Annotated in this window: 11 protein-coding genes; 7 read left to right on the top strand and 4 right to left on the bottom strand. The window is 33.1% G+C overall.

The features are described 5' to 3' along the window. Positions 1 to 184 precede the first annotated feature (184 nt). Together RHP49_04660 and nadE are read right to left on the bottom strand one after the other, a co-directional pair. Positions 185 to 814 carry a response regulator transcription factor gene (locus tag RHP49_04660; protein ID WNH13549.1) on the bottom strand — a complete coding sequence of 210 codons (630 nt, stop codon included), beginning with the start codon at positions 812 to 814 and terminating at the stop codon, positions 185 to 187. A gap of 93 nt (positions 815 to 907) precedes the next feature. Then, on the bottom strand, positions 908 to 1,705 hold the full coding sequence (gene nadE / locus RHP49_04655; protein WNH13548.1) for an NAD(+) synthase: 798 nt from the start codon (positions 1,703 to 1,705) through the stop codon (positions 908 to 910). Between the two features lie 92 nt (positions 1,706 to 1,797). Here nadE and gldB point away from each other — a divergent pair, with 92 nt between their 5' ends. Both gldB and gldC read left to right on the top strand, forming a co-directional pair. After that, positions 1,798 to 2,757, top strand: coding sequence for a gliding motility lipoprotein GldB (gene gldB, locus RHP49_04650; GenBank protein WNH13547.1), 960 nt, complete (start codon positions 1,798 to 1,800; stop codon positions 2,755 to 2,757). Continuing rightward, on the top strand, positions 2,757 to 3,092 hold the full coding sequence (gene gldC, locus RHP49_04645; protein ID WNH13546.1) for a gliding motility protein GldC: 336 nt from the start codon (positions 2,757 to 2,759) through the stop codon (positions 3,090 to 3,092). The genes gldB and gldC overlap by 1 nt, the downstream gene beginning before the upstream one ends. A gap of 83 nt (positions 3,093 to 3,175) precedes the next feature. Here the strand turns inward: gldC and metK are convergent, their stop codons facing one another. Then, positions 3,176 to 4,429: a methionine adenosyltransferase gene (gene metK / locus RHP49_04640; GenBank protein WNH13545.1), complete on the bottom strand. Its 1,254-nt coding sequence runs from the start codon at positions 4,427 to 4,429 to the stop codon at positions 3,176 to 3,178. Positions 4,430 to 5,036: 607 nt separating this feature from the next. On the opposite strand from metK, the gene ilvD reads away from it, so the two are divergent. The 5 genes from ilvD (at position 5,037) to ilvA (ending at position 11,902) form a co-directional block, all read left to right on the top strand. Further along, positions 5,037 to 6,719, top strand: a complete 1,683-nt coding sequence (ilvD, locus tag RHP49_04635) for a dihydroxy-acid dehydratase (GenBank protein WNH13544.1) — start codon at positions 5,037 to 5,039, stop codon at positions 6,717 to 6,719. Between the two features lie 63 nt (positions 6,720 to 6,782). Next, entirely contained in the window at positions 6,783 to 8,516 is a 1,734-nt protein-coding gene (gene ilvB, locus RHP49_04630; GenBank protein WNH13543.1) for a biosynthetic-type acetolactate synthase large subunit, read from the top strand. A gap of 13 nt (positions 8,517 to 8,529) precedes the next feature. Further along, positions 8,530 to 9,063, top strand: a complete 534-nt coding sequence (gene ilvN, locus RHP49_04625; protein WNH13542.1) for an acetolactate synthase small subunit — start codon at positions 8,530 to 8,532, stop codon at positions 9,061 to 9,063. A 15-nt stretch (positions 9,064 to 9,078) separates the two neighbouring features. After that, a complete protein-coding gene (ilvC, locus tag RHP49_04620; GenBank protein WNH13541.1) occupies positions 9,079 to 10,554 on the top strand; it encodes a ketol-acid reductoisomerase in 1,476 nt (491 codons plus the stop codon). Positions 10,555 to 10,636: 82 nt separating this feature from the next. After that, positions 10,637 to 11,902, top strand: coding sequence for a threonine ammonia-lyase IlvA (ilvA, locus tag RHP49_04615; GenBank protein ID WNH13540.1), 1,266 nt, complete (start codon positions 10,637 to 10,639; stop codon positions 11,900 to 11,902). A 42-nt stretch (positions 11,903 to 11,944) separates the two neighbouring features. Here the strand turns inward: ilvA and RHP49_04610 are convergent, their stop codons facing one another. Next, entirely contained in the window at positions 11,945 to 13,126 is a 1,182-nt protein-coding gene (locus tag RHP49_04610; GenBank protein WNH13539.1) for a Gfo/Idh/MocA family oxidoreductase, read from the bottom strand. Positions 13,127 to 13,140 lie beyond the last annotated feature (14 nt).

Below are 13,140 nucleotides of genomic sequence, written 5' to 3'. Positions count from 1 at the left end.
AAAACACGTAACGTTATTTTAGCGAAATTATTTTAGTCTAATTGTTTTTTAATAGACTAAAAAATAAAAGAATTTCAGCAATAAACTTTATTAATTAGCAGTAACACGAATAGAAATGTACTTTAAAAAAGTAAAAGACTACTCAGGCTTAAAAATGTTACTGCCTATAAAGTTAAACAGAGTATTATAACTCTGAAGCAATTTTTGCTTGATTAACTAAATCTACTAAATTAGTAACTTTAAGTTTACGCATTAGGCGGGCCTTATAAGTACTAACCGTTTTCTCGTTAATGTTTAATTCTTTGGATATTTCTTTGTTTTTTCTACCAATAGTTAGAAGTTTTAAAACTTCTGCTTCTCTTGTTGATAGTTTTTTGTAAAATGACCCACTTTTATTAGTTCGTGTACCAAAAGCTAATTGTTGTGTTAATTCATTGCTTAAATGAATACCACCTTCATATACTTTTACTATAGCTTCACTAATAGTAATAACGTTAACTGATTTAGAAATGTAACCAGAAGCGCCAGCTTTAATGGCGTTTATAGCATACACTTCTTCAGGTTGACCACTAAAAATAATAGTTTTAATGTCTGGATAGTCATTTTTTAAATAACGTAAAACAGTTAAACCATTAAGTTTAGGGAAATCGGCTTCCATTAAAATAATGTCTACGGGATTTTTTTTGATAAAATCAAGGATTTCTTCCCCGTCTTCTAAACTTCCAACCACTTCAATGTTTGATGAAGCTGTAAAAAGTAATTCTAAACCTTTTCTGATAATTGGGTGATTATCTGCTATTAATAATTTAATCATAATCTTAAAGCTTTTTTATAATAGTTAATATAAGAGAGAATATTATAATTGAGAGAATAAGCTTGCCGTAAAAGTAATGCTTTTTTATATATTTTACAAAGGTTTTAGTAAATTGTTGGGAATTTCGCAAATAGGAATAGGAATCATCTTATGCTTGTTCGATGAGTTGTACCGTTTGTATATATTAAATACTGTTTGTTCTCTGTCTGTAAAATCTTCAGATGTTTTGCCTTCAGAATCCATTTTCATAGCCCATTCAAGCTCTGGATATGAAGCGCCAATTTGATCTTCGTCTGTTCTGTCATCCCCCCAAAGGCCATCAGTTGGAGCTGCTTCTATGATTTCTTTATTGATGCCTAAATATTCAGCGATGGTATAAACTTCAGTTTTTAATAAATCTGCAATTGGACTTAAATCTACGCCTCCATCGCCATATTTTGTGTAAAAACCAATGCCGAAATCTTCTACTTTGTTTCCAGTTCCTGCTACTAATAGTTTTTCTAGTGCAGCAAAATAGTACAAGGTCGTCATGCGTAACCTAGCTCTAGTATTCGCTAAAGACATAAACCGTTCTTCTTCATTATCTACACTTGGTAAAGCTTCAATTAAATTATCAAATACAGGTGTCAAGTTTACTTGAGTCATTTCTACTTGATTAAAATTGGATTTTAACCAAGTAATATGATTCATCGCCCTGCTAACTTGAGAATCGGCTTGATGTATTGGCATTTCAACACACATTAAATTTAAACCAGTTTTTGCGCAAAGTGTGGAGGTTACAGCTGAATCAATTCCACCAGAAATGCCAATTATAAAACCATTAACTCCGGCATTTGTGGCGTAATCTTTTAGCCAATTTACAATGTAATCTACAACTTTTTCTGTATGCATGTTAAATGAATTTAAATCTAAGAATAGTACCTTTGTTAACAAAAATAAACGAAACACTTAATTAATAAAAATTTATGACACCTAACTTTAATGTGAAGTATATATTTTTTGTTTTTATTTTAATGATTTTTGTTTCTTGTAAAAAGGAAACCCAATTAGAAAATGACATTGCTAGCATTAATATAGATATTAATACGGAGCGTTTTGATGAATTAGTAGCAAAAGCAGATCTTAAAGATTTTTCAAAATTAAGACACGTATATCCTTTTATGTTTTCTGAGAACGATACCGATTCAACATGGGTAGAAACAAAAAACGACACGTTACAATTGCAACTATTTAGTGAAGTAAATAAAGTGTTTTCAAATTTTTCAGAAACAGAATTAGATATTGAATCTCTTTTTAATCATATTAAATATTATTTCCCTGAATTTAATACTCCTAGAGTTATTACTACTACAAGTTATGTAGATTATAGAAATAGAATTGTTGTAACAGATACTATTGATGTTATCGCTTTAGATACTTATTTAGGAAGTGATCATGAATTTTACATAAATATTCCAAAATACATTAGAAAAGGCTTCGATAAAGAGCAAATAGTAGTTGATTTAGCTGGCGAATATGCTAAGAGATATATGTATCAAAAAAAGAAAGAAAACTTATTAGACGAAATGATTTATTTTGGAAAGCAATTATATTTTAAAGATGTTGTTGTGCCTTTTAAAACAGATGCGCAACGTATTGGATATACTCAAGATGAGTTAGATTGGGCAAAAGCAAACGAAAGTTATGTTTGGCGATATTTTGTAGAACGTGAGTTGCTATTTAATACCGATGCTAAATTATTAGGTCGCTTTATAAATCCTGCGCCTTTTTCTAAGTTTTATTTAGAAGAAATTGATGCAGCATCGCCTGGGCGATTAGGTCAATATATAGGTTGGCAAATTGTGAGAGCGTATATGAAACAAAATGATGTAACACTAAAAGATATGCTTATAACGAGCACTGAAGATATTTTTAATAATTCGAAATTTAAACCACGTAAATAATGGCTGAAAATAAAACCTCTAAAATAGAATTGAATATAGAACTAGATGCTAATAAAGTTCCAGAAAAATTATTTTGGACAGCACAAGATGGTGGCATTACAAATGAAGAAGCAAAAGCAATGATGTTAGCTGTTTGGGATGCTAAAGCTCAAGAAACACTGCGTATTGATTTGTGGACAAAAGATATGCCTGTAGATGAAATGAAAGTGTTTTTTCATCAAACCTTAGTTGCTATGAGTGACACTTTTAATAGAGCAACACAAGATGAAAGAATGACGGCAACTATGAAAGATTTTTGTGATTATTTTGCTGAAAAATTAGAGATTAAAAAGTAATTTTTCTAAAAAATAAAAACTGCTATTCATAATATATTAAATACACGAATAGCAGTTTTTTTATAATTTATAATCGTTTGGTTTTATATCTCAAACACCTCTTTTACTTTGTCTACGTAATCTAATTTTTCCCAAGTAAATAATTCTACATCAAGTGTTTTTGTGTCTCCGTTAGGTTGACTAAATGTTTTAGTAACGGTTTCGTTTTTACGTCCCATATGTCCATAAGCAGCTGTTTCACTATAGATAGGAGCGCGAAGTTTTAAGCGTTCTTCAATGGCAAACGGACGCATGTCAAAAATTGTAGATACTTTTTTTGCAATCTCTCCATCAGTCATATTAAACGGACAAGTCCCGTATGTGTCAATAAAAATACCCATAGGTTCAACAACACCAATAGCGTAACTTACTTGTACTAAAATTTCATCGGCAACACCAGCAGCCACTAAGTTTTTAGCAATATGGCGCGTGGCATAAGCAGCACTTCTATCCACCTTACTTGGGTCTTTCCCTGAAAATGCACCACCACCATGAGCGCCTTTTCCTCCATAAGTGTCAACAATAATTTTTCGCCCTGTTAATCCTGTGTCTCCATGAGGACCACCAATAACAAATTTTCCTGTTGGATTAATATGATATGTTATATCATCATTAAATAATACCTGAATTTGTTTTGGGAGTTTAGAAACAACACGTGGTATTAAAATGTCTACAATATCTTTTCTGATTTTCGCTAGCATAGCATCATCATCTGCAAAATCATCATGCTGTGTAGATACTACAATGGCATCAATACGCTGCGGGATGTTGTCATCGCTATATTCTATAGTTACCTGACTCTTAGAATCTGGTCTTAAGTAGTTGATATCTTTGTTTTCACGACGTAATTCAGCAAGTTCTTTTAAAATTCTATGTGATAAATCTAATGCTAGTGGCATGAAGTTTTCAGTTTCATTCGTAGCATATCCAAACATCATACCTTGATCTCCAGCACCTTGCTCTTCTTTACTTCCACGATCTACACCTTGACTAATGTCTTCAGATTGTTCGTGAATTGCAGATAGAACACCGCACGAATTGCCGTCAAACATATATTCGCCTTTGGTGTAGCCAATTTTGTTTATGGTATCTCTAGCAATTTTTTGAACGTCTAAATAGGTGGTAGATTTTACTTCACCAGCAAGTACAACTTGTCCTGTAGTAACAAGTGTTTCACAAGCTACTTTGCTTTCGGTGTCAAACGCTAAAAAATTATCAATTAAAGCATCACTAATTTGATCTGCAACTTTATCTGGGTGTCCTTCAGAAACACTTTCTGAAGTGAATAAATAAGCCATATAATTTATTTTACGATAAGATTTGACGATAACGTCGAAGGAAGTTTACACTGCCTTTAGCATTTTTATTTTACGTCCAAACTTTTTAGACGTAAAGAGGTTGCAATCAGTCAAATCTTTCCTCTATTATTTATGCCTGCAAAAGTAAATAAAATAAAAGGAAAATTAAATTACTTTTTATTTTTTTCAATGAAAAATTGGATATTAAGTTTTAATTGTAAATATTTGCTCAAGCAAAATGAAAAAACAAATTTTAAATAGCATTCTTATTGTTGTCAGTGTGGTTATTTCACAAGGATAGGAGGGCTATAATTAAATCGTAAAATATATATTATAAGCTTTCCCTTAAAGGAAGGCTTTTTTTATTGTTTTTTTTCATTTTTTGAACATCATAAAAATAGCGGTTTAAATAACTGTTTATTAGTGTCTTATGTTGTTTTTGGAGGTTGTGAATTTAACCTTATAAATCAAATGTAAACGTAAATAAAAACCTAATAAATTAATTTCGAGCGTTATTTCGAATGTTTTTAATTCTGAGGCAAAAGTCTTAAATATTTAAAATATCAAAAACTAAACTAAGGTAAAGCATAAATTATCTGCAATAAAAATGAAAGAACTTAATAAACATAGTAAAAGATTAACTCAAGATGAATCTCAGCCAGCATCTCAAGCAATGTTATACGCTGTAGGGTTATCTGATGAAGATATGAATAAAGCCCAAGTAGGTATTGCTAGTACGGGATATGATGGTAATCCATGTAATATGCATTTGAATAATTTGGCTGCAGAAGTAAAAATTGAATGTAAAATAGCCGATTTAGTTGGATTAGGATTTAATACAATAGGTGTTAGTGATGGCATATCTATGGGGACTTCTGGTATGAATTATTCTTTAGCCTCTCGTGATATTATCGCAGATTCTATTGAAACCGTTATGAATGCTCAAAGTTATGATGCACTTATTTCTGTTGTTGGATGCGATAAAAATATGCCAGGAGCAGTTATTGCTATGTTGCGTTTAAATCGTCCGTCTATAATGATGTATGGAGGTACGATAGCATCAGGAAAATACAAAGGAAGAAAATTAAATATTGTATCAGCTTTTGAAGCTTTAGGACAAAAAGTTGCAGGTGAAATTGGTGAAGAAGAATATAGAGATATAATAAAAAGTGCTATTCCAGGAGCAGGAGCTTGTGGAGGGATGTATACGGCAAATACTATGGCTTCGGCTATAGAATGTATGGGATTTGCGTTGCCTTATAACTCTTCAATTCCAGCAGAGAATCCGAATAAATTATCTGAAAGCGAAAGAACAGCTATTGCTATTAAAAACCTTTTAGAGTTAGATTTAAAACCATTAGATATAATTTCTAAAAAATCTATTGAAAATGCCATTGCACTTGTAAATGCTTTAGGAGGATCTACAAATGCGGTGTTGCACTTTTTAGCAATTGCTCATGCTGCAGATATTGAGTTTACATTAGAAGATTTTCAACGTGTTAGTGATAGAACGCCTTTGATAGCCGATCTAAAACCTAGCGGAAAATACTTAATGGAAGATGTGCATGGTGTTGGAGGAACTCCAGCAGTAATGAAATATCTTTTAGACAACGGGTATCTTTATGGTGATTGTATGACGGTAACAGGAAAGACTTTAGCTGAGAATTTAGCTGATGTAGAACCGCTTACTTTTGACGATGATCAGGATGTTATATACCCAAAGGATAAAGCTTTAAAATCTTCTGGGAATCTACAAATTCTTTATGGGAATTTAGCTACTGAAGGTGCTGTTGCTAAAATATCAGGAAATGAAGGCTTATTGTTTGAAGGAAAAGCGGTTGTTTATGATGGTGAACAAGCTGCAAATACTGGAATTTCAAATGGAGAAGTTGAAAGAGGAGATGTCGTCGTCATTCGTTATGTAGGACCAAAAGGAGGTCCAGGGATGCCAGAAATGCTTAAGCCAACCTCTTTAATTATGGGAGCAGGTTTAGGTAAATCTGTAGCTTTAATCACAGATGGTCGTTTTTCAGGAGGAACTCATGGGTTTGTTGTTGGGCATATTACTCCAGAAGCACAATCAGGTGGAACTATTGGATTATTAAAAACTGGTGATAAGATTAGAATAAGTGCTGAAGATAATTCAATTAACGTTTTACTTTCTGATGAAGAATTAGCAGAAAGAAAATCGCAATGGGTTGAGCCAGCGTTGAAACATAAAAAAGGAATATTATATAAATATGCAAAAACGGTAGCCTCTGCATCTAAAGGATGTGTGACTGATGCGTAATAAATAACAATATTTTTGTCATTCCCTCTAAGGAAGGAATCTCATGAATTTAAAGTGAGAATTATGAATACAGAAACAGAAAACAAAACACAAGAAGTGATTAGTAAAAAAATGCGTATTTCAGGTAGTGAAGCAGTTGTAAGATGCTTAATGGCTGAAGGTGTTGATATTCTTTATGGATATCCAGGAGGTGCTATCATGCCTGTTTATGATGAGTTATATAAGTTTAGAGATCAAATTCATCATGTACTAACAAGACATGAGCAAGGTGCGGCACATGCTGCTCAAGGTTACGCACGTATTTCAGGACGCGTTGGTGTTGCTATGGCAACCTCAGGACCAGGGGCTACAAACTTAATAACAGGAATTGCCGATGCGCAAATAGATTCTACACCAATGGTTTGTATTACGGGTCAAGTACCTTCACATTTATTAGGTAGTGATGCGTTTCAAGAAACTGATATTGTGGGTATATCTACGCCAGTAACTAAATGGAATCATCAAGTTACTAAAGCTTCGGAAATTCCAGAAGTATTAGCTAAAGCTTTTTATATAGCAAAAAGTGGTAGGCCAGGACCAGTATTAGTAGATATAACTAAAGATGCTCAATTTGGTGAATTAGATTTTGAATATAAAAAATGTACTGGTGTACGAAGTTATATTCCAGTTCCTAAAACCAATCCTGAATCTGTTAAAGCAGCAGCTAAATTAATAAATTCTGCAAAAAAACCAATGATCGTTTGGGGACAAGGTATTATACTTGGTAAAGCAGAAAATGAGTTAAAAGCAGTTGTTGAAAAAGCAGGAATACCATCAGCATGGACTATTCTTGGAGCATCAGCAATACCAACTTCACATCCTTTAAATATAGGTATGGTAGGTATGCATGGTAACTATGCACCTAATAAGTTAACTAACGAATGCGATGTGCTTATTGCTATAGGCATGCGTTTTGACGATCGTGTTACAGGTGATTTAACTAAATATGCTAAGCAGGCTAAAGTCATTCACTTTGATATTGATCCATCAGAGATTGATAAAAACGTAAAAACAGATGTTGCTGTTATAGGTGATTCTAAAGATAGTTTAGCACAATTATTACCATTATTAGATGCTAAATCACATGATTCTTGGTTACAAGAGTTTAAAGATTTATATGCTATCGAATTTGAACAAGTTATTAAAGATGATCTTCACCCAACCAAAGAAGGTTTAACCATGGGGGAAGTATTAAAGCAAATAAATATTGAAAGTAAAGGTGATGCTGCCATTGTATCAGATGTTGGACAACACCAAATGATTGCTTGTCGTTATTCAGAATTTAATCTTACTAAAAGTAATATTACTTCTGGCGGATTAGGTACTATGGGCTTTGCGCTTCCTGCAGCTATTGGAGCTAAAATGGCTGAACCCCATAGAGAGGTAGTTGCTATTATTGGAGATGGTGGTTTTCAAATGAATATTCAAGAATTAGGAACCGTTTTTCAGCAAAGAACTCCAGTAAAAATTGTTGTTTTAAATAATGAATTTTTAGGAATGGTACGTCAGTGGCAACAATTGTTTTTTGATAAACGTTACGCATCTACTGAAATGACTAATCCTGATTTTGTAGCTATAGCAAAAGGATATCATATACAAGCTAAGCGAATTACTAAAAGAGAAGAACTAGCAGATGCTGTTAAAGAAATGATAGCTTCAAAAGAGTCATATTTCCTTGAGGTATGTGTAGAAAAAGAGGACAATGTATTTCCAATGGTGCCCTCGGGAGCATCGGTTTCAGATATACGATTAAGCTAAATATTTAGAAAAAATGAACGAAGAAATAAAAACATTCACGATTTCAATTTATACCGAAAATAACATCGGTTTATTAAATCGTATATCGGCAATTTTTCAACGCAGACATATTAATATAGAAAGCTTAACAACATCACAATCAGAAATTGATGGTGTAAATCGTTTTGTTATAGTCGTTAATATTTCAGAGTCTCAAGCTAAAAAAATAGTTGGACAATTTCAAAAGCAAATTGAGGTTATACGTGCTTTTTATCATACAGATGAAGAAACTATTTATACGGAGTCTTGTATGTTTAAAATAAAATCTTCTTTACTGTTTGAAGAGCCTCAAATTCAGAATATAATAAAAGAAAGTAATACTAGAATTGTAACGGTAAATAAAGAATTTTTTGTACTTGAAAAATCAGGTAGAAGAAACGAAATAGAATCATTACGTAGAGATTTAAATGTGTTTGGTATTATGCAATTTGTACGTGCAGGAAGAATTGCTGTAACTAAAGATGAAATGAAAGTAACAGAAATGCTATTAGCATTCAATAACCAATAATAATTAAAATTAAAAATGGGAAATTATTTTAACACACTATCGTTGAGAGATAAATTGAGTCAATTATCGAAGTGTCGATTTATGGATTCTTCAGAATTTGAAGATGGCGTAAATGCATTAAAAGGTAAAAAAATAGTCATTGTAGGATGTGGAGCTCAAGGGCTTAATCAAGGACTAAATATGAGAGATTCTGGTTTAGATATTTCTTATGCATTAAGAGCGCAAGCCATTGCCGAAAAACGTCAATCATTTGTAAATGCAACTGATAACGGTTTTAATGTTGGAACCTACGAAGAGTTAATTCCAACAGCAGACTTAGTGTTAAACTTAACACCTGATAAACAACATACAAGTGTTGTAAATGCTGTAATGCCTCTAATGAAAAAAGGAGCAACATTGTCGTATTCTCACGGTTTTAATATTGTTGAAGAAGGCACGCAAATTCGTGAAGATTTAACGGTTATTATGGTAGCGCCTAAATGTCCTGGTACAGAAGTGCGTGAAGAATATAAAAGAGGTTTTGGTGTGCCAACACTTATTGCTGTACACGAAGAAAACGATCCTGAAGGAAAAGGTTGGGCGCAAGCTAAAGCTTATGCTGCTGCAACTGGTGGTGATAGAGCAGGTGTGTTAGCGTCTTCTTTTGTTGCTGAGGTAAAGTCAGATTTAATGGGAGAGCAAACTATTCTTTGTGGTTTATTACAAACAGGATCTATTCTTTGTTTCGATAAAATGATTGAAAAAGGAATTGATGCAGGTTATGCTTCAAAATTAATTCAATATGGTTGGGAAACTATCACAGAAGGTCTTAAATATGGTGGTATCACTAATATGATGGATCGTTTATCAAACCCAGCAAAAATTAAAGCTTTTGAACTTTCAGAAGAATTAAAAGATATTATGCGTCCGTTATTCCAAAAGCATATGGACGACATTATGGAAGGTAACTTCTCAAGTGGTATGATGGCAGATTGGGCTAATAATGATAAAGATTTATTAGGATGGAGAGCTGAAACAGCTGAAACGGCATTTGAAAAAACACCAGCAGGTGATGTTGAAATTTCAGAACAAGAATATTACGATAATGGTGTGTTAATGGTTGCTATGGTAAGAGCAGGTGTTGAATTAGCCTTTGAAGCTATGACAGATTCTGGTATTATTGATGCATCAGCTTACTACGAGTCTTTACATGAAACTCCACTTATTGCAAATACTATTGCAAGACGTAAGTTATATGAGATGAACAGTGTGATTTCGGATACAGCTGAATACGGTTGTTATTTATTCGATCATGCTTGTAAGCCTTTATTAACCGATTTTATGAAAACTATTGATACCGATGTTATTGGAAAAGCTTTCGCTGTAGATAACGGTAAAGGTGTTGATAACGCTAAGTTAATCGAAGTAAATAAGGCATTAAGAAATCATCCTGTTGAAAAAGTAGGTGGGTTTTTAAGAGCGTCTATGACAGCTATGAAACCAATAGTTTAATAACTATTAAATATAATTAATATTCAAGACCTGTCAAGTTTTTAACTAGGCAGGTCTTGTTGTATAAAAAAATAATAAGCATATGAATAAGGAAAAAAACATATATTTTCCTAATCTTGATGATGTAAAAGCGGCTGCGGAAACTATTAAAAAAGTATCAGCAGTTACACCTTTAAGCTCTAGTTTAAGATATTCAAAACAATATGAGGCTAATATCCTTTTAAAGCGTGAAGACCTCCAGCAGGTACGTTCTTATAAAATTAGAGGTGCTTTTAATAAAATAAGTTCGCTTACAAATGAGGAGGCTTCAAATGGTGTGGTTTGTGCCAGTGCAGGAAACCATGCTCAAGGTGTTGCTTTGTCTTGTAAATTATTAAAAATAAAAGGGACTATTTTTATGCCTGCACCAACACCTAATCAAAAAGTAGAGCAGGTTAAAATGTTTGGCGAAGACTATATAGATATAAAGCTTGTTGGCGATACTTTTGATGATGCCTATCATGCCGCTATGCTAGAATGTGACGAGCTTAGAAAAACATTCATTCACCCGTTTAACGACCCAAAAGTTATTGAAGGACAAGCAACTATTGCTTTAGAGATTTTAGAACAAACAACCGATCCAATCGATTATGTTTTTATTGCTGTTGGCGGCGGCGGATTAGCAGCTGGGTTATCAACGGTTTTTAAAGAGTTGTCTCCTAAAACAAAGATAATAGGCGTTGAGCCAGAAGGAGCACCGTCTATGACAGTTTCTATAAAAAATAATAAAAATACCGAGTTAGATCATATTGAAAAGTTTATTGATGGTGCAGCGGTTAAACGTGTGGGAGATTTAACTTTTGATATCTGTAAAATAAACTTGCATGCCATGATTACTGTTCCAGAAGGAAAAGTGTGTCAAACTATTTTAGAACTTTATAATAAAGACGCAATCGTGGTAGAACCAGCTGGAGCTCTTAGTATTTCAGCATTAGATTTTTATGCTGAAAATATCAAAGGAAAAAATGTAGTTTGTGTTGTAAGTGGGAGTAATAATGATATTACACGGACTTCTGAAATAAAAGAACGAGCCCTGTTATATGCTAATCTAAAGCATTATTTTATAGTGAAGTTTCCACAACGGGCAGGTGCTTTAAAAGAATTTGTAGTTGATATTTTAGGACCAAATGATGATATCACATATTTTCAATATGCTAAAAAAACAAACAGAGAAAATGGCTCGGCAGTAGTTGGTGTGCAATTAAAATCGGCTACTGACTTAAATCCTTTAATAGATCGAATGAAACAACACAATTTTTATGGAGACTATCTAAATGACAAACCAGATTTGTTTCAGTTTTTGGTTTAAAACTATTTAATGTTAAATGGCTTTCTTAGGTTTTGCATACATTTATAGTTCCCAATATCTAATGTCTTCATTGTACATGGCATCCAAAGATAACTGAACAGCTTTGGCCGTTTCGGCACCAGTGTAAACATTTGAAATAGGTTGTTTGTTATCTAAAATTGAATCCCGAAAATCGACTAAAGCTTGTTTACTTGGGTCTAAATGAGAAACCTCAATTGGATATCCTTTATCTTGTAAGTAATTGGTTACTGTTGCTCCTGAAACACCATCTACTTCTCCTAGTTCTTTTGTATATCCTTTTTCACGATAAATCCAAGCTTGAGTGTAATCTAGAACAATAGTACCTTTACTACCAAATACCTTGATTTGATAATCACCTAAAGAATTATTGGTTAAACAAGTAAATTTTGCTTTTACGCCACTTGGGTATTCAAACAATAAATGAATATTGTCAAAAGTTTCCCGACCGTCTTTCCAAAAATCAATGCCACCAGTTCCCATAATTTTTTTTGGGTTTTCATCTAATACCCATTTCACAAAATCTATTTGATGCGAACAAAGTTCTGCAACTAAGCCACCAGAAAATTCTTTGTACATCCTCCAGTTTATAGCGCGTTCTAAAGAAGGATCGGAAACAGGTCGTCTCCAATTTCCATTTCTATTCCATTGGCATTCAAAGGAATTTATCTGTCCAATCTCTCCACTTTTAAGAAGGCTAACAACGTGATTATAAAGTTTGGAACTATGGTATTGATGCCCCGTTTGAAAAATCCTCTTTGAACTGGATACTTTTTTTATCAGGTCATCAATTTCAATTAACCCTTTTGCCATTGTTTTTTCACAATAGACATGCTTTCCTGTATCTAAAGCATCCATGGCTATAGCAGAATGCGTGCTAAAAGGAGTTGCAATTAATACCGCATCTATATCTTTATTGTCTAATAACTTCTGATAGTCGCTATAAGCATTTACTTTATGGTTAGCTTTAGAAATTCCATTTTCTAATCGGAAAGGGAGAACATCACAAACGGCAGAAACATGAACGCCTTCAATTTCGTTCAGGATAGGAATAAGACCGCCTCCTCTATCACCTGTACCAATAACTCCAATATTAATAGTGCTATTACGACTAAAATTTTTAGAGACAGCTCCTAAAGTCGATGTTGTAGTAATAATACCTGCAGTTACAATGCCTCCTTTTGCTATAAATTCTCTTCTTTTCATCTAATAAATTTTTT

This window comes from Flavobacteriaceae bacterium HL-DH10, assembly GCA_031826515.1.
Lineage (GTDB): Bacteria > Bacteroidota > Bacteroidia > Flavobacteriales > Flavobacteriaceae > Thalassobellus > Thalassobellus suaedae.
The sequence above is the reverse complement of the archived record's forward strand: the minus strand, read 5'-3'. Positions and strand labels throughout refer to the sequence as shown.